Below are 16,637 nucleotides of genomic sequence, written 5' to 3' on the forward strand. Positions count from 1 at the left end.
GTGGGACACATGACTGAGCAGGGGGTCCGCTGGACAGCGGAACAAGTACTGGCTCTGGCTCCTGACGATGCCTCACGCAAGGCGGGAAGCAGACTCGGAGGGGCGGGGCCCTGGTCGCAGATCGGAGGTTCCGCTTCCGGTTCGCTGTGGGGTTTGTGCAAGGGCAGTGGCAGTACGCCGTACCGGACGGTCGTGGACCTGGCCGGACCGGCGTACAAGTGCTCCTGCCCGAGCCGGAAGTTCCCGTGCAAGCACGCCCTGGGGCTGCTGCTGCTCTGGTCCGCCGAGGGGGTCGGCGAGCCGGGCGAGGCGCCGGAGTGGGCCGCGCAGTGGCTGGCGGACCGCGCGGCGAAGGCCGTGCGTCCGGCCGCCGGGGCGGGCCGGCCGGTGGACGAGGAGGGGGCCCGGCGGCGATCCGAGCGGCGGGCTGCCCGAATCGGCGCGGGCGTCACCGAGTTGGAGCAGCGGCTCGCCGATCTGCTGCGCGGCGGCCTCGCGGGCCAGGAGCAGGCGGGGTACGCGGCGTGGGAGGAGACCGCCGCCCGGATGGTCGATGCCCAGGCGCCCGGACTGGCCGGGCGGGTACGGGAGTTGGGGGCGATACCCAGTTGCGGCCCCGGCTGGCCCGCCCGGATGCTGGAGGAGGCGGCGCTGCTGCACCTGCTGGACCGGGCCTGGCTGGGCGTGGCCGGGCTGCCCGATGCCCTGGCGGCGACCGTCCGCGGCAGGGTGGGACTGCCGGCCTCCGGGGAGGGGGAGGCCGTACGGGACCGCTGGCTGGTGCTCGCCCAGTACGACTCGGTGTCACCGGACGGCCGGCTCACCACCCGCCGGATATGGCTGCGCGGGCTGGCGGGCGGACGTCCCGCTCTGGTGCTGGACTTCGGACCGCCCGGGCGGCCACCGGGGCTGGCGCTGCCGGTGGGGCTGGTGCTGGAGGCGGAGGCCCGCTTCCGGCCCGGGTCGGCGGGGCTGCGGGCGGACCTCGGAGAGAGGTTCTCGGCGGCCGAGCCGTGCCGGGAGGTACCGGCGGGGGTGAGCACCGGGGCCGCACTGGAGGCCTACGGGGCGGCGCTGCGGGAGGACCCGTGGCTGGAGTCCTGGCCGGTGGTGCTCGGGCCGGTGATCCCGGTTCCGGGTGAGCTGGGCTGGCAACTGGCCGACGCGGAGGGCACTTCCGCCCTGCCGGTCACCCTCGCGGGTGGCCGCTCGCACTCGGGGCTGTGGCAGCTGGCCGCGTTGTCGGGCGGGGGCCCGGTGACGGTGTTCGGCGAATGCGGCCACCGCGGCTTCACGCCGCTGACGGCCTGGCAGCCGGACTCGCCCGAGCCGGTCGCCCTGGTCTGAGCCGGGCCGGAAATCAAGGAGATCGCTGGGGGCCTGGGGGCCCGTATGCCGTCCGGCGAGGACGGCGGAGGGGGACGGGGAGGACGCGGCGGCGCGGGGGCGCCGACGTGTGACGACAAGGAGCCGGGGGGGCTTTTGTGGACGACAACCACGCCAGTTGAGAGCAGTTGGTCCTGTCCGGCCTGACCGGCCGGACAGGACCCGTACGGGGCATCGACAGCTCCGGTCCCGCAGAGGGGGCGGGACCGGAGCCCGGTCCTCGACCGAGGACGAGTGACGAGGGAGGGGCCTGATGGACAAGGGTGACGAGGGATACGGCGAGGGGTACGGGGACTGGGAGGAGCTGGTCGGCGCCGCGCTGCTGGGCACCGACCGGCGCCCGGGCGGCGGGCCGGCCGGCTCGCCGGAGTCCCTGCTGGACGCGGCGGCCGTGCACACCGTACGGCGCCGGGCAGGGCTCAGACCGGCGCAGGCGCGCTCCCGGCCGGAGCCGGCGGCGCGCGACCCGCGTCCGGCGCCTCCGGAGGCGGCCCGGCGGCGGCTGGCCCAGCTGCTGGCCGGCCGCACGGGCGCGGGCAGCGGCGGCGGGCGGCGCGGAGCCGCCCCGGATCTGACCGAGCTGCTGCCGCAGTGGCTGGCCGCGGCCGGGCGGTACGGCTACCGGGCACCGGCCGCACTGGTGCCGGCCCTGCTGGACGCGGCCCGGGCCCGTACGGACCTGCGTCCGCAGGCCCTGGCGCTGGCCGGGGCGCGGGGGCTCTGGCTGGCCCGGCTGAATCCCGACTGGCGTTTCGCCCTGCGCGGCGGGTCCGGCGGGGCGGGAGAGCTGCCGGACGTGACGGACCCGACGGGGGTGGAACGGCTGTGGCAGGAAGGACTGTTCGCGGAGCGGGTGGCACTGCTGGGCGCGATACGGGCCCACGAGGCGGCAGCCGCGCCACGCCTGCTGGAGACGACCTGGGCCACCGAACGGGCCGAGGACCGGCTGATGTTCCTCGACTCGCTGCGGGTGGGCCTGTCGGACGGGGACGAACCCTTCCTGGAGGCGGCGCTGGGTGACCGCAGCCGCAATGTCCGGGCGACGGCGGCCGAGCTGCTGTCGGCGCTTCCGCAGTCGGCGCTGGCGGGGCGGATGGCGCAGCGCGCCCTGGCGTGCGTGGGCCCCGACGGGGTCACCCCGCCGGCCGAGTGCGACGCGGGGATGCTGCGGGACGGAGTGGTCAAGCGGCCGCCCGCCGGACGCGGGGAACGGGCCTGGTGGCTCGGGCAGCTCGTGGAGGCCGCGCCGCTGGACTGCTGGCGGGAGCGGTTCGGCGGGCTCGGCCCGGCGGAGATCGTGGCGCTGCCGGTGGCCGAGGGCGAGGGCTGGGCGGAGGAACTCCACGCGGCGTGGTGCCGGGCCGCTGTGCGCCAGCGCGACGCGCAGTGGTCGCGGGCCCTGCTCGGGCCGCCGTCCGCGCCGCCCGCCGCGGGTCCGGCGACGGCCTCGCTGGCGGAGCGGGCGAAGCTGCTGGAGACCCTGCCCGAGGGGGAACGGGCCCGATGGGTCGCCGAGTTCATACGGGCGCACGGGCTCTCGGAGGCGTTCCAGCTGCTCGGGGTGTGCGTGGTGCCGTGGGCCGGGGCGCTGGGCCGGGCGGTGGTCGACGCGCTGGAGACCGCCCGGGAGGCGGGGAGCTACCCGTGGAGCTTCAGCGGGGTGATGGGTCTGGCGGAGCGCTGCCTCGATCCTGCGGAGGCCGGGCGTCTGGAGGCCCTGACCGCCTCCGTCGAGGACCCGCCGGAGGCGTCGCCGGGCGCCGCCGCGTACTGGGCCGAGGCCTTTCAGCGGCTGGTCGCCACCCTTGACCTCCGGGCGGCGATGCTTTCGGAACTCGCCCCGGCCTGATCCCTCGCCGGGGGGTGGGGTCCGCCGCGGCGGTGCGGTCGCCCCTGTGGTGGGGTCGCCGCTGCGCGGAGCTGCTCCCCGCCCCGCCCTTTCTCCGTTTCCCGGGCTCCGCCCGGACCCGTCCGGGAACCTCCGGCTCGGCTCAGGACCTGGGGCTCCGCCCCAGACCCCGCGCCTCAAACGCCGGCGAGGCTGAGGTCGCCCCCGGGGCAGCGGGGGCTGAGGATCGCCCGCCGGAGGCTACTGGCGGACGTTCGAGCGGACCCAGTCCACGATCGACGTCGTCGTCGCTCCCGGGGTGAAGATCTCCGCCACGCCCTTCGCCTTGAGGGGGGCGATGTCGTCCTCCGGGATGATGCCGCCGCCGAAGACCTTGATGTCCTCCGCGTCCCGCTCCTTGAGGAGTTCCAGCACGCGGGCGAAGAGCGTGTTGTGGGCGCCGGAGAGGATCGAGAGGCCGATCGCGTCGGCATCCTCCTGGATGGCGGTGTCCACGATCTGCTCGGGGGTCTGGTGGAGGCCGGTGTAGATGACCTCCATGCCCGCGTCCCGCAGCGCCCGCGCGATCACCTTCGCACCGCGGTCGTGGCCGTCGAGACCCGGCTTGGCCACCACCACACGGATCGGACCGGTCACACCCATCGCACTGCCTCCCGAGTGAACGAACGTTAAGTACAGCATCGCGCACGCCGCCGTTTCGCGGTCCCCCACGAGGGGGAAATCACACGTGGGACGGCATTGCGCCACCGTGCCGACAGCCGCACGGCACGGTGGCGCGACCGGCCGCAGTCCCAAGAGGCCGAGGGGAGGCCGCCGGTGGGGCTGTCCGTGCCGTTGTCCGTGTCCATGTCCGGAGCCGCACTGCGGGCCGGGGCCCTGGAGGTAGTGGTCCTCGGCGGACACCTCCTCCTCTATCCCACCGGAGTGTGCCAGGAGAAGGTCGTCCCGCGCCCGCCCGCGACACGGCCGCCCGTCCTCCTCCTCCACGGGTTCACCGACAACCGCTCCGTCTTCGTCCTGCTTCGCCGCGCCCTCGGGGCCGGCGGCCGGCGGCACGTCGAGGCGTACAACTACTCGCCCTTCACCCGCGACCTTCGCGTCACGGCCCGCCACCTCGCCCGGCGTGTCGAGGAACTGTGCGAGCGCACCGGGCAGCAGCGGGTGGACCTGGTCGGGCACAGCCTGGGCGGGCTCGTCGGCCGGTACTACGTGCAGCGCCTCGGCGGCGACGCCCGTGTCCGCACGCTCGTCACGCTCGGTACCCCGCACTCCGGCACGCTGGTCGCCCCCTTCATGGACGCGCACCCCCTGGTCCGGCAGATGCGCCCGGACTCCCGGGTGGTGTCCGAGCTGGCCGAGCCCGCGCCCGGCTGCGCGACCCGGTGCGTGGCCTTCTGGAGCGAGTTCGACGCGCTGATGACTCCCGTCGGGACGGCGCGCATCGAGCATCCGGATCTGCGGGTGGAGAACGTGCAGGTCACGGGTATCGGGCACCTCGCCCTGCCCGCTCACCCCGCCGTGATCGCGGCCGTCCGGCGCGCCCTCGACGGGCCCGGTCAGGCCGCCGCCGAGAGCCCGGACGCCGCTTCCGTCGCCTAGACGGCACCCGAGCAAAAGTCGAACGGATTTCGAACTCAAGGCCAAGGCTCTGCATTTCGGCGACCGAAAGACGGCCGAATGCCCGGTTCCGCAACTACCGAGACCCCGCGAAGATTGTCGTTGCGTGTAACCGCCGGGTACAGTCACGCCACTGCTCTCCTCCGGGGAACCTCCAATTCCCCGGCCACCCAGGCCCCCCACTGCCGAGGCGAAAGAGAAGTTGGTGAACGACCGCCCCTCGCCGGGCCAGTACCCGGATCCCGGGTATGACGGCCTTACGACCACCACTTTCGCTGGTGACTCGACCTACGTTTCCTACGAAACGCAGGGCCAGGGGGTCAACTACGCCGCCTACGGCTCCTACGAGACCGGCGCGTACGACGCCACCGCATGGGCCTCGCAGGGCAGTTACGTGCCCACGATCCCCAGCCAGGGCGTCCCCGCGGACACCACCGGGCAGTGGGACGCGAGCGCCTGGAGCACGCCGGGTGCGGAGTACCCCGGCTACGCCGGCTACCAGCCCGCCTCCTTCGGCTACGACACCTCGGCCGAGCAGACCGGGCACTGGGCACTGCCGGGCTACGGCACCACCGGCACCGAGACCGGCGCCTACGACGCCACCGCCTGGAACACCGTCACGGAGACCCCGGCCCCCGCCGAGGCCGCCTATCCGAACGAGTACGCGTACGAGTACCAGCCCGCGCAGCAGTACCCGGGCCAGTACGAGCACCAGCAGCACGAGCACCAGCCGCAGGAACACCAGCACCAGCAGCAGACTTACGACGGCACCGCCTACGCCTACGAAGCCCAGGCCGCCTACGAACCCGAGGCCGCCGCGGGACCCGCGGCCGAGCCCGAGGCCCCCGCCGCGCCCGAGGCGTACAGCGAGACCGCCGTCTTCGAGGCCGTCCCCGGCGAGGAGCCCGACCTCCAGCCCTCGGCCGAGGTGCACGACCTCCCCACCCAGGCCATGCCCGTGACCCCGCCGTCGACGACGGGCGAGCCGCGCAGCGCACGCCGGACCGCCGCCAAGGCGAACGCCAAGGCAGGCGGCAAGGCGAACGCCAAGGCCGCCGCAAAGGCGAGCAGCAGCCGGGCGAGCAGCCGTCGCCGCACCCCGGCGAAGCGTTCCGCCCTGCTGACCGTGGCCGTGCCCTCCGCCTGCGTGATGGGCGTCGCCGGTGTCGCGGCGGCCTCGGTCGGCGGGCTGACCGGCACGGAGAAGCCCGCCGAGGACACCACCACGATGGCCGCGCCCGACCCGGCCTCGGTGAAGCCGGTCGCGGCGAACACCAAGCTCGACACCCAACTGGCCGCGCTCAGCGCCGACGCGGGCGACTTCGCGGACCGCGCGAGCCGCACGCAGGAGCGCATCGACCTGCGTCAGCGCCAGGAGGACGAGAAGAAGAAGAAGGCGGAGGAGGCGGCGGCCAAGGAGGCGGCCCGCCCCAAGTTCGCGATCCCCGTCGCACAGCAGGGCCTCAGCGCCAGCTTCGGGCAGTCCGGCGGCATGTGGATGTCCGTGCACACCGGCATCGACTTCCCGGTCGCCTACGGAACCCCGGTCATGGCCGCCACCGACGGCACCGTGCGCACCCAGTACAACAGCGCGTACGGGAACATGGCCATAGTGACCGCGCCCGACGGCACCGAGACCTGGTACTGCCACCTGAGCAGCACCAAGATCCGCGGGGGCAAGGTCAAGGCCGGCGAGGTCATCGCGTACTCCGGCAACTCCGGCAACTCAACCGGGCCGCACCTGCACTTCGAGGTACGGCCGGGCGGCGGGTCCGCGATCGACCCCATGCCGTGGTTCCGCACCCAAGGCCTGAACCCCTCGTAACGAGCGGGGCGGGGCCCACCCGTAGTGGCACGGACCCCCTGAACAAGCGGGGCCCACCCGTACCGGCATGGACCCCCTCGACGACCTGGACCGCTACAGCTTCTGCACCGGCGCGTAGCGCAGCAGCAGCCGCTTGGGCTTGTCGTCCCCGAAGTCGATGGTGGCCTGCGCGTCCGCGCCCGCTCCCTTGACCTCCATGACCGTGCCGAGCCCGAACTGGTCGTGCGTGACCCGGTCCCCGACCACGAGGTTGATGACCGGCTTGTCGGCGGCCCGGCGCGTCGCGAACCCGGACGGGCCCGATTTCGTACGCGACGAGGACAGGAACGACTCCGGCGAGGTGCCGAACGTCGCCTTCCCCGAGCCGGACGAGCCGGACGAGCCGGATGAACCGGATGACCCGTACCCCGAGCTCCGCATCGGCCCCGCCGGCTTCTGGGACGCGCCCGTCCGCTTCCACTGGAGGTACTCCGCCGGAATCTCCTCCAGGAACCGCGACGGCGGGTTGTACGAGGGCGTGCCCCACGCGCTGCGCATGCTCGACCGGGTCAGGTACAGCCGCTCGCGCGCCCGGGTGATGCCGACGTAGGCGAGGCGGCGCTCCTCCTCCAGTTCCTTGGTCTGGCCCAGCGCCCGCATGTGCGGGAAGACCCCGTCCTCCATGCCGGTCAGGAAGACCACCGGGAACTCCAGGCCCTTGGCGGTGTGCAGGGTCATGAGCGTGATGACGCCCGTGCCCTCGGTGTCCTCGTCGGGGATCTGGTCGGAGTCGGCGACGAGGGCGACCTGCTCCAGGAACTCGGCCAGGGTGCCGGGACCCGGGGCCGGGGCGCCGGTCTCGGCCGCCTCGGTGGCCGCGGCCTCCCGGGCCTGCTCGAACTCGAGCGCCACCGCCGCCAGTTCCTGGAGGTTCTCGATCCGCGTCTCGTCCTGCGGATCGGTGGACGCCTGGAGCTCGGCCAGGTAGCCCGTACGCTCCAGCACCGCCTCCAGCACCACCGCCGGGCCGGCGCCCGAGTCGACGATCGTGCGCAGCTCCTCCATCAGCACGTTGAACCGCTTCACCGCGTTCGTCGAGCGCGCGGCCATGCCGAAGGCCTCGTCCACGCGCCGCAGCGCCTGCGGGAAGGTGATCTTCTCGCGCATCGCGAGGGCGTCGATCATCGCCTCGGCGCGCTCGCCGATGCCGCGCTTGGGCACGTTCAGGATCCGGCGCAGCGGGACGTTGTCCTCGGGGTTCGCCAGGACGCGCAGGTACGCGAGGACGTCCCGGACCTCCTTGCGCTCGTAGAAGCGGACGCCGCCGACGACCTTGTAGGGCAGTCCGACGCGGATGAAGATCTCCTCGAACACGCGGGACTGCGCGTTGGTCCGGTAGAAGATCGCGACGTCGCCGGCCTTGGCGTCACCGGCGTCGGTGAGGCGGTCGATCTCGTCGGCGACGAACTGCGCCTCGTCGTGCTCGGTGTCCGCGACGTAGCCGGTGATGACGGCGCCGGTGCCGGCCTGGGTCCACAGGTTCTTGGCGCGGCGGTTCTCGTTGCGCTCGATGACGGCGTTGGCGGCGGAGAGGATCGTCTGCGTGGAGCGGTAGTTCTGCTCCAGCAGGATCGTCTTGGCGTCCGCGTAGTCCTCCTCGAACTGGAGGATGTTGCGGATGGTCGCGCCGCGGAAGGCGTAGATCGACTGGTCGGCGTCACCCACCACGCACAGTTCGGCCGGGGGCAGATCCGGGTAGCCGGTGCCGACCAGTTCGCGCACGAGGGTGTACTGGGCGTGGTTGGTGTCCTGGTACTCGTCGACCAGGACGTGCCGGAAGCGGCGCCGGTAGTGCTCGGCGACGTCCGGGAACGCCTGAAGCAGGTGGACCGTGGTCATGATGATGTCGTCGAAGTCGAGCGCGTTGGCCTCGCGCAGCCGCCCCTGGTACATGGCGTAGGCCTGGGCGAGGGTCTTCTCGAAGCCGTCGGCGGCCTGGTCGGCGAAGGCTTCCTCGTCGATCAGCTCGTTCTTCAGGTTGGAGATCTTGGCGTTGAAGGCCTTGGGCGGGAACTTCTTGGGGTCCAGGTCCAGGTCCCGGCAGACGAGTGCCATCAGGCGCTTCGAGTCGGCCGCGTCGTAGATCGAGAACGAGGAGGTGAAGCCGAGTCGCTTGGACTCGCGGCGCAGGATGCGCACGCACGCGCTGTGGAAGGTGGACACCCACATGGCGTTGGCGCGCGGGCCGACGAGGCTCTCCACGCGCTCCTTCATCTCACCGGCGGCCTTGTTGGTGAAGGTGATCGCCAGGATCTGGCCGGGGTGGACGTTCCGCGCGGACAGCAGGTGCCCGATGCGGTGGGTGAGCACCCGGGTCTTGCCGGAGCCGGCGCCGGCCACGATGAGCAGCGGCGAGCCCGCGTGCACCACGGCCGCGGCCTGCTGCTCGTTGAGCCCGTCCAGGAGCGTCGCCGGGTCGATGACGGGCCGGGGGGCGCCGTCCCGGTAGTACGCGTCCCCGGACATGGGCATGTCGAACTTGCCCCCGAAGAGATCGTCCGCGCCCGGTTCCGGGGCGGGGTGATCCTCGGGCGGCGGGGGGACCTCGTCGGAGGGGGTGAAGTCCACCAGGAAACTGTCGTCAAAGAGGCTGCTCATCGCATTCCGAGTCTAGGGGGCGGGACCGACAGCCGGTTCCGTGCCCGGAAATTCGCCGACGGCCAGGGCCAGCAGCCCGGGGAACCGCCGGTCCAGGTCCTGGCGGCGCAGGGTCAGGAAGAGTTTGCGTCCCTCGGGGCGCTGGCAGATCACACCGGCCTCGCGCAGCGTGCGCAGGTGGTGGGTGACCGTGGAGCGGGGCAGGCCTTCGGCCACCGCCCCGCAGAAGACCTCCGCCCCGGATCCGGCGAGGGTGCGGACGATCTCCAGCCGTACGGGGTGGCCGAGGGCGGCCAGGACCTCGACCAGTTCGATCCGGGCGGCGTCGGGGTGATGGAGCTCTTCGGCGGCCATGGAGCAACTGTACGCAAAACCCGAACTGACGTGGACGGGATCCTCTGCTCGGCCGGTTCCCCGCCCGGAACCGGCCGCCGGCCGCCCCGTACGCTCGGGGCCATGGACGTACTGATCAATGTCTTCGTCGGCCTGCACATCATCGGTATCGCCTCGCTCCTCGGCGGCTTCCTGACCCAGATGAAGGCGATGGGCGCGGGCACCGCCCGCTTCGTGCCCGCCATGCTGCACGGCGCGCTCACGATGCTCGTCACCGGCGTCCTGCTCGTCGGCTTCCGTGAGATGGACGGCTCCGCCGTCAACAACATCAAGGTCGGCGTGAAGCTGGCGATCCTCTTCGTGATCCTCGCCCTCGTCTACGTCAAGCGTGACGAGGAGCAGGTGGACAAGGCGCTGTTCGGTGCAGTCGGCGGTCTGACCGTGATCAATATCTTTATCGCCGTCCTCTGGCGCTGATCCGGACCGGTCCCGAGCGGCCATCCACGGTCGTATCAAGCCACTTACGATCACCCGTCATCCACCCGTTACCTGCGGGTCTAGCGTCCTCCTCCAAGCACCGAGAGAGGAAGGACGTGAGGCCCCCGTGGCCAGTCACCGAAAGCCCAGGCAGCGCCCGTTCTCCGGCGGCACCGTACGGACCGCCGCCACCCTCGCCCTCGCGGGCGCTGCCACCGCCACCGCCTTCGAAGGCACCTCCCAGGCCGACCCCCAGCTGACCCCCGCCCAGGTCAAGGCCGAGGTGGACCGGCTCTACGAGGAGGCCGGAGCCGCGACCGAGCGGTACAACGGGGCGAAGGAGAAGGCCGACGAGGCCCAGCGCGCGCTGACCGGCCTGCGCGACGAGAGCGCCCGCAGGGCCGACCGCCTCAACACCGCCCGCAGCGCCCTCGGGTCCATGGCCGCGAGCCAGTACCGCACCGGGGGGACCCTGGGCACCGCCGTCCGCCTCGCGACGGCCGACGACCCGACGGCCTACCTGGACCAGGCCTCCTTCATTACCCGCACCGGGGACCGCAACGCCGCCGAGATCACTTCCGTACGCCACCGGCTCGACGAGGTCGGGCAGCTGCGGGACCAGGCCGCCGGACGGCTGGCGGAACTCCGCTCCCGGCAGACCGAGATCGCCGGGCACAAGGCCGACATCGAGAACAAGCTCGAGGCCGCCAGACGCCTGCTGGCCAAGCTCACCGCCGAACAGCGCGCCGCGTACGAGGCCCAGTCGGCCCCCGTTCCCCCGGCGGGTTCCCCGGCCGGCTCCCCCGCCGGCCCGCCGAGCACCCCGCCGCCCCCGTCCGACGGCTCCCGCGCCGCGCGGGCCATCGCCTTCGCCCACGGGGCGATCGGGAAGCCGTACGTCTGGGGCGCCACGGGCCCCGGATCCTTCGACTGCTCGGGGCTGACCCAGGCGGCCTGGCGCTCGGCCGGGGTCTCCCTGCCGCGCACCACCTACACCCAGATCAACAGCGGCCGGCGCGTGGCCCGCGACCAGCTGGCCCCCGGCGACCTGGTGTTCTTCTACTCCGGCGTCACCCACGTGGGCCTGTACATCGGCAACGGCCAGATGATCCACGCCCCGCGTCCCGGCTCGACGGTCCGGGTGGCGCCGATCGACTCGATGCCCTGGGCCGGTGCGTCGCGCCCCGCGTGAGCGCGGCTACGGCGCCTTGACCGCCTTGCTCAGCCAGCCGAAGGTCTGCGGCAGCTGCTTCGACCACGAGTCGAGGTTGTGGCCGCCGGTCACCTTCTCCGCGTGCACCACGGTCGGGGTCTGCGCGATCGCCTTGAGGTCCGTGCCGGAGAGGTAGCCGTCCTGCTCGGCGCCCGACATCCACAGCGAGACCGCCGGCGGCGTCGGCGCGGCCTTGAGCAGGGCCTTCAGGTTGTGGGTCCGGCGCAGCTCCGGGTCCTGGCCGACCAGCGAGGACGGTTCCTGGCCCGGGTCGTTGTAGCCGGACAGGGAGACGGCCGCGCTGTAGCGGTCGGGGTGGGCGATCGCCAGCTTGGCGGCGCAGTACGCCCCGGCCGAGTATCCGGCCACGCCCCAGGTCCCGGCCTCGTCCGAGGCACGGAAGTTGTCGGTGACCATCTTGCGGACGTCGACGCTGAACCAGCTGTCGGCGTTGACCTTGCCGGGGAGGTTGGCGCAGCCGGTGTCGCCGTTGCCGAGCAGCATGGCGCGCGGCGAGACCAGGATGAAGGGGGACACCTTGCCCTCCTTCATCAGCGGCTCCAGCACCTCGTGCACCTTGAGCCCCTGGAACCAGGACTTCCCCGTCCCCGGTATGCCCGGGATCAGCTCGACCACCGGGAACTTCTTGTCCTTGTAGGCCGGGTCGTCGTACTGCGGCGGCAGCCACACCATGACGTCGCCCTTGACCCCGGAGACCTTGCCGTCGAGATCGGTCTTCTGGACCCGGCCGCCGAGGCCCTCGACGGGCTCGAACTTCTGGCGCACCTTGGGCGCCTCCGCGGCCTTCTTCCCGCCGAGCCCGTCCGGACCGAGGTCGGGGGCGGCCGTGACGTACGTGCCGGTGCCGAGCAGGTCACCCCAGGAGGTGTAGAAGTTCATCTGCTGGTTGAGGCCGATGAAGACCAGGGCGATCGCCGTGACCTGAGCGAACACCACCATCAGGGCGCGGGTGGCGACGCGTACGACGACGGGGCCGCGCACCCTGCTCCACACGGCGAGCGGCAGGACGACGGCGAGCACGGTCAGTACGACCACCGTCACGAAAAGGGGGGTCCCGGTCAGGCTCATCACGGAACCCAAGAGTGCCACGTCCCGCCGCCCGGTTGCCCCCGCCCCCTGCGGCGTGGATCACACCCGCCTGCTCAGACCAGGCGTCGCGCCGTCGCCCAGCGGGTCAGCTCGTGCCGGTTGGAGAGCTGGAGCTTCCTGAGGACGGCCGAGACGTGCGACTCCACCGTCTTGACGGAGATGAACAGCTGCTTGGCGATCTCCTTGTACGCGTAGCCGCGCGCGATCAGCCGGAGCACCTCGCGCTCGCGCTGGGTGAGGCGGTCCAGGTCCTCGTCCACCGGCGGCGCGTCCGTGGAGGCGAAGGCGTCGAGCACGAAGCCGGCCAGCCGGGGCGAGAACACCGCGTCGCCGTCCTGCACCCGGAAGACCGAGTCCACCAGGTCGGCTCCGGTGATGGTCTTGGTGACGTACCCGCGGGCTCCGCCCCGGATGACGCCGATGACGTCCTCGGCCGCGTCCGAGACGGACAGGGCCAGGAACCGCACCGGGTTCTCGGCCGCCGCCATCAGCGGGGCGCAGCGCCGCAGCACCTCGACCCCGCCGCCGCCGGGCAGGTGCACGTCCAGGAGCACCACCTCGGGGCGGGTGGCGGTGATGACGGTGACGGCCTGGTCGACGTCGGCGGCCTCGCCGACGACTTCGACGCCGGTCCGCGGGGTGTCGCCGATCTCCGCCTGTACGCCGGTGCGGAACATCCGGTGGTCGTCGACGAGGACCACCCGGACCCGCCTGGTCTCCGTCACAGCGCTGTCCTCGGTCATGGTGCGTTCGCCGCCCTCTCCATCTCCAGCTCGACTTCCGTGCCGCCGTCGGGCGCGGACCGCAGCCGTGCGGTCCCGCCGTTGCGCTGCATCCGGCCGATGATCGATTCTCGTACGCCCATGCGGTCGCCGGGTACCGCGTCGAGGTCGAAGCCCGGCCCGCGGTCCCGTACGGACACGAACACCGTCTGCCCCTCCACCTCGGCGTAGACCTGGACCGGCCCGCCCTCGCCACCGTACTTGGCGGCGTTGACCATCGCCTCGCGCGCGGCCTGGACCTGCGCCGCGAGCCCCTCGTCGAGCGGGCAGTCGCCCACGACGACGACCTCGATGGGGACGCCGTGGTGGTCCTCCACCTCGGCGGCGGTCTTCTTCACGGCCTCCGCCAGGGTGGCCGGCTCCTCGGCCTCGTCCTTGCCGGTGCCCTCGGGCTTGTACAGCCAGTTCCGCAGCTCCCGCTCCTGAGCCCGCGCGAGGCGGCGTACCTCTCCCACGTCCTCGGCGTTGCGCTGGATCAGGGTGAGGGTGTGCAGCACGGAGTCGTGGACGTGGGCGGCGACCTCGGCGCGTTCCTGGGCGCGGATGCGCATCAGCCGCTCCTCGGACAGGTCCTGGGTCATGCGGATCAGCCAGGGTCCGGCCAGCAGGGCCACGCCGACGAGGACGGCGAGGGTCGCGGTGAGGACGTTGCCGAGCTGCGCGGCGGAGCCCCGTACGACGATGAAGACGGTCAGGCCCACGCCGACCAGCACGACGCCGGCGAGGGCGCGGGCGACCTGGAGCAGGTTCCCGTGCCGCCCGGCAGCCGTGCTCCAGTGGGCGCGGCGGGCGTTGTCGGCCTGTCGCCAGACGAGGACCACACCGGCCCCGACGAGCAGCGTCGGCCACACGTACCGGCCGGAGGCGCCGCCGACCTGGACCTTGGAGACGAAGATGCCGGCGCCGACGCACAGCGCGATCAGCGCGGTGATCTGCCCCTTCTCGGGTTTGCGCAGGCGGCGGCTGCCGTCGGACAGGGTCTCGAACCAGGAGCGGTGCCCGCTGCGCCCGCCGACGCCCAGCGGTACGAACACCCAGAACGCCGCGTACAGCAGCACGCCGAGCCCGTCCCCCCACAGGAACAGCCCGAGGAAGGCGAGCCGGACCCAGACCACCGGCATCCCGAGGTGCCCGGCGAGACCGCGTGCGACACCGCCGAGCATCCGGCCGTCGGCGCTGCGGTAGAGCTTGCGCTGGGGCGTCTCGGAGCCCGGTGGCGGTTCGGCTGCGTGCGGGGTGCGGGGGGCGGCTGCTACGGGCATGTCACCGATGGTCACACGCGCGGGGGCGGTGCGGCATCAGGGCAGCCCCCCAGTTCCGTCGGGGGGATATCAGGGTTGTGCCAGGGTCGGGCCGGATTCCGCGGGCCTCCGCCGCCCGTCACCATGGACCCATGACCGAAGTTAACGATGCCCCGCCTGGGGGTCCCCCCGGACGAAGTCCGGGGGAGGATCCCGGGGTCCCGCACACGGCCGGCCCCCGGCCGCCGCTGCGCCGCGCGAAGCGGGACAAGGTCCTCGCCGGGGTGTGCGGCGGCCTGGGCCGGTACTTCGACCTGGACCCCGTGGTCTTCCGGATCGTCCTCGGCGTCCTCGCGGTCACGGGCGGCGTCGGCCTGATCTTCTACGGTTTCGCGTGGCTGCTGCTGCCGCTGGAGGGCGAGGAGGACAGCGAGGCGAAGAAGCTGCTGACGGGCCGCGTCGAAGGCGCCACCCTGGCCGCGGTGTTCGCCGCGCTGGTGGGCTGCACGCTGTTCCTGTCGATGCTGGACAACGGCGGCCTCGCGGTCTTCTCCGTCCTGGTGATCCTGGCGCTGGGCGGGGCCTCGTACTGGTCGCAGCGGCGCCGGCACACCGCGCCGCCCGAGGCCGCGGCCCCCGCCGCGCACTCGCCCGCCCCGCCGGAGACGAAGGCTCCGCCGGCCCCCGGCGGCCCGTCCTGGTGGCGGGACCCGCTGGTGAAGGACGGCACGACCGGTCCGGTCGGCGCCACGGGCTACCTGTGGGGCCCCGACGACGCCGAACCGGCGCCCGCCGGCGCCGGCGCGAGCCCGCAGGCGACGGCGAAGCCCGCCCCGGCCCCGGCCCGCCCGCGCGGCGGCATCGGCGGCCGGGTCTTCCTACTGGCCCTGCTCGCCGGAACCGTCGCGACCGCCGTCAACTGGCAGGGCCGTCCGCTGGGCGAGGCCCTGCAGACCGGGCTGGCCGCCGCGCTGCTCGTCTTCGGCCTGGGCCTCGCGGTCAGCTCCCTGCTCGGCCGCACCGGCTTCGGCACGGTCCTGCTGGCCCTGCTCACCTCGGGCGGGCTCGCGGTCGCCGCCGTGCTGCCCCGCGACATCGGCACCGACTGGCAGCAGGTCGAGTGGCGTCCGGCCGCGGTGGCCGACGTACAGCCCGCGTACGAGGCGGGCACCGGGCTCGCCACCTTGGACCTGAGCCGCCTGGACGTGGCGAAGGGCACGACCGTCGCCGTCAGGGCCTCCCTCGACGCGGGCCGGCTCAAGGTGATCCTGCCGCGGGAGGTGACGGCCGAAGCCGATGTGGAGATCCGGCTGGGTGACATCCACATGCCCGGGGAGACCAGCCGCGACTTCCGGGTCCGCGGCGGAGGCGAGACACAGCGGGCGACGCTGGCGCCCGCCGCCGGCACCGAGGCCGGCGGGACGATCGAGCTGCACCTCAGCGCGGGTGTGGGACAGGTGGAGGTGGCCCGTGCGGCGTCATGAGTTCCAGCCGGGACGGCTGGTCGCGGGAGTGACCCTGACGGTGGCGGGCGTGCTCTACCTGCTGGACGCCTCCGGCGAGGCGGACCTGCCCTGGTTCACCGTCGTGCCGATGGCCGTGGGCGGCCTGTGCCTGGCCGCCCTGGTCGGGATGGTGACCTACGCGGTACGGCGCGACCGCCGCGACCGGATCAGCGAGTCCAGCGAGAGGTAGGACGCCCCGGCCAGGATGAAGGGGATCCAGGCCATCAGGTAGATCAGGTCCTGGCTGTAGTAGTAGCGGGGGACGGCCCACGACACGGTGAGCCACAGGCTCAGCGAGATCAGCGCACCGCCGACGGCGGCGACGCGCGTCAGCAGGCCGGCCAGGACACCGAGGCCGACGAGGATCTCCCCGATGGCCAGGGCGACCGCGAAACCGACGGGATCCTCCAGGGCCAGGTCGACCAGAGCGGGGACGGCGGAGGCGTCGCGCGTCGATTCCATCGTCTGCCCGATGGAGCCGTCGCCGGACGCGGACAGGAACGCGGAGTCGGTCAGCTTGTCCAGACCCGCGTAGACGAAGGTCACGCCGAGGAAGATCCGCAGCGGGAGCAGCGCGTACCGGGAGGCCTGTTCGCGGAGCAGTGCGTAGCGGGAAGGCCGTTCCCGTACGCGGGCGGGGACTTCAGTTCGAGTCACGCACC

At 72.9% G+C, this 16,637-nt stretch carries 15 protein-coding genes; 8 read left to right on the forward strand and 7 right to left on the reverse strand.

Annotated features, from left to right (window positions below):
• Positions 1–9 precede the first annotated feature (9 nt).
• Both OG447_RS03345 and OG447_RS03350 read left to right on the forward strand, forming a co-directional pair.
• On the forward strand, positions 10–1,347 hold the full coding sequence (locus tag OG447_RS03345; protein WP_266934760.1) for an SWIM zinc finger family protein: 1,338 nt from the start codon (positions 10–12) through the stop codon (positions 1,345–1,347).
• Between the two features lie 292 nt (positions 1,348–1,639).
• Entirely contained in the window at positions 1,640–3,235 is a 1,596-nt protein-coding gene (locus OG447_RS03350; RefSeq protein ID WP_266934762.1) for a DUF5691 domain-containing protein, read from the forward strand.
• A gap of 240 nt (positions 3,236–3,475) precedes the next feature.
• Here OG447_RS03350 and OG447_RS03355 read toward each other — a convergent pair whose 3' ends face one another.
• A complete protein-coding gene (locus OG447_RS03355) occupies positions 3,476–3,877 on the reverse strand; it encodes a cobalamin B12-binding domain-containing protein (RefSeq protein ID WP_266934764.1) in 402 nt (133 codons plus the stop codon).
• Between the two features lie 204 nt (positions 3,878–4,081).
• On the opposite strand from OG447_RS03355, the gene OG447_RS03360 reads away from it, so the two are divergent.
• Entirely contained in the window at positions 4,082–4,834 is a 753-nt protein-coding gene (locus tag OG447_RS03360) for a triacylglycerol lipase (protein ID WP_266938737.1), read from the forward strand.
• A gap of 223 nt (positions 4,835–5,057) precedes the next feature.
• Positions 5,058–6,677, forward strand: a complete 1,620-nt coding sequence (locus OG447_RS03365; protein WP_266934766.1) for a M23 family metallopeptidase — start codon at positions 5,058–5,060, stop codon at positions 6,675–6,677.
• Between the two features lie 93 nt (positions 6,678–6,770).
• Here the strand turns inward: OG447_RS03365 and pcrA are convergent, their stop codons facing one another.
• Both pcrA and OG447_RS03375 read right to left on the reverse strand, forming a co-directional pair.
• Positions 6,771–9,314 carry a DNA helicase PcrA gene (gene pcrA, locus OG447_RS03370; protein ID WP_266934768.1) on the reverse strand — a complete coding sequence of 848 codons (2,544 nt, stop codon included), beginning with the start codon at positions 9,312–9,314 and terminating at the stop codon, positions 6,771–6,773.
• A gap of 12 nt (positions 9,315–9,326) precedes the next feature.
• A complete protein-coding gene (locus OG447_RS03375; RefSeq protein ID WP_266934770.1) occupies positions 9,327–9,668 on the reverse strand; it encodes a helix-turn-helix transcriptional regulator in 342 nt (113 codons plus the stop codon).
• 102 nt (positions 9,669–9,770) lie between these two features.
• On the opposite strand from OG447_RS03375, the gene OG447_RS03380 reads away from it, so the two are divergent.
• Together OG447_RS03380 and OG447_RS03385 are read left to right on the forward strand one after the other, a co-directional pair.
• Positions 9,771–10,124 carry a hypothetical protein gene (locus OG447_RS03380; RefSeq protein ID WP_266934772.1) on the forward strand — a complete coding sequence of 118 codons (354 nt, stop codon included), beginning with the start codon at positions 9,771–9,773 and terminating at the stop codon, positions 10,122–10,124.
• A gap of 127 nt (positions 10,125–10,251) precedes the next feature.
• A complete protein-coding gene (locus OG447_RS03385; protein ID WP_266934774.1) occupies positions 10,252–11,316 on the forward strand; it encodes an NlpC/P60 family protein in 1,065 nt (354 codons plus the stop codon).
• A 6-nt stretch (positions 11,317–11,322) separates the two neighbouring features.
• Here the strand turns inward: OG447_RS03385 and OG447_RS03390 are convergent, their stop codons facing one another.
• From OG447_RS03390 to OG447_RS03400, 3 genes are all read right to left on the reverse strand, one after another.
• Positions 11,323–12,426 (reverse strand): esterase family protein, encoded by a 1,104-nt coding sequence (locus OG447_RS03390; RefSeq protein WP_266934776.1) that lies wholly within the window; start codon positions 12,424–12,426, stop codon positions 11,323–11,325.
• Positions 12,427–12,500: 74 nt separating this feature from the next.
• On the reverse strand, positions 12,501–13,190 hold the full coding sequence (locus tag OG447_RS03395) for a response regulator transcription factor (protein WP_266934778.1): 690 nt from the start codon (positions 13,188–13,190) through the stop codon (positions 12,501–12,503).
• A complete protein-coding gene (locus OG447_RS03400) occupies positions 13,187–14,491 on the reverse strand; it encodes an ATP-binding protein (RefSeq protein WP_266934780.1) in 1,305 nt (434 codons plus the stop codon). The genes OG447_RS03395 and OG447_RS03400 overlap by 4 nt, the downstream gene beginning before the upstream one ends.
• Positions 14,492–14,622: 131 nt before the next feature.
• Here OG447_RS03400 and OG447_RS03405 point away from each other — a divergent pair, with 131 nt between their 5' ends.
• Together OG447_RS03405 and OG447_RS03410 are read left to right on the forward strand one after the other, a co-directional pair.
• Positions 14,623–15,954 (forward strand): PspC domain-containing protein, encoded by a 1,332-nt coding sequence (locus tag OG447_RS03405; protein WP_266934782.1) that lies wholly within the window; start codon positions 14,623–14,625, stop codon positions 15,952–15,954.
• Positions 15,941–16,165 carry a hypothetical protein gene (locus tag OG447_RS03410; RefSeq protein WP_266934784.1) on the forward strand — a complete coding sequence of 75 codons (225 nt, stop codon included), beginning with the start codon at positions 15,941–15,943 and terminating at the stop codon, positions 16,163–16,165. Before OG447_RS03405 ends, OG447_RS03410 begins: the two co-directional genes overlap by 14 nt.
• Here OG447_RS03410 and OG447_RS03415 read toward each other — a convergent pair.
• On the reverse strand, positions 16,111–16,632 hold the full coding sequence (locus OG447_RS03415) for a DoxX family protein (protein ID WP_266934786.1): 522 nt from the start codon (positions 16,630–16,632) through the stop codon (positions 16,111–16,113). The two genes, OG447_RS03410 and OG447_RS03415, sit on opposite strands and share 55 nt — an antisense overlap.
• Positions 16,633–16,637: the final 5 nt, after the last annotated feature.

This window comes from Streptomyces sp. NBC_01408 (genome assembly GCF_026340255.1).
In the GTDB taxonomy this organism is placed as follows: Bacteria; Actinomycetota; Actinomycetes; order Streptomycetales; family Streptomycetaceae; genus Streptomyces.

Excerpts from the sequence above, each read along its gene's own strand:
- OG447_RS03360 (WP_266938737.1), top strand. The coding sequence starts at position 4,082 with ATGTCCGGAGCCGCACTGCGGGCCGGGGCCCTGGAGGTAGTGGTCCTC.
- OG447_RS03390 (WP_266934776.1), bottom strand. The coding sequence starts at position 12,426 with ATGAGCCTGACCGGGACCCCCCTTTTCGTGACGGTGGTCGTACTGACC.
- OG447_RS03380 (WP_266934772.1), top strand. The coding sequence starts at position 9,771 with ATGGACGTACTGATCAATGTCTTCGTCGGCCTGCACATCATCGGTATC.
- OG447_RS03345 (WP_266934760.1), top strand. The coding sequence starts at position 10 with ATGACTGAGCAGGGGGTCCGCTGGACAGCGGAACAAGTACTGGCTCTG.
- OG447_RS03355 (WP_266934764.1), bottom strand. The coding sequence starts at position 3,877 with ATGGGTGTGACCGGTCCGATCCGTGTGGTGGTGGCCAAGCCGGGTCTC.
- OG447_RS03405 (WP_266934782.1), top strand. The coding sequence starts at position 14,623 with ATGACCGAAGTTAACGATGCCCCGCCTGGGGGTCCCCCCGGACGAAGT.
- OG447_RS03350 (WP_266934762.1), top strand. The coding sequence starts at position 1,640 with ATGGACAAGGGTGACGAGGGATACGGCGAGGGGTACGGGGACTGGGAG.
- pcrA (WP_266934768.1), bottom strand. The coding sequence starts at position 9,314 with ATGAGCAGCCTCTTTGACGACAGTTTCCTGGTGGACTTCACCCCCTCC.
- OG447_RS03400 (WP_266934780.1), bottom strand. The coding sequence starts at position 14,491 with ATGCCCGTAGCAGCCGCCCCCCGCACCCCGCACGCAGCCGAACCGCCA.
- OG447_RS03395 (WP_266934778.1), bottom strand. The coding sequence starts at position 13,190 with ATGACCGAGGACAGCGCTGTGACGGAGACCAGGCGGGTCCGGGTGGTC.
- OG447_RS03375 (WP_266934770.1), bottom strand. The coding sequence starts at position 9,668 with ATGGCCGCCGAAGAGCTCCATCACCCCGACGCCGCCCGGATCGAACTG.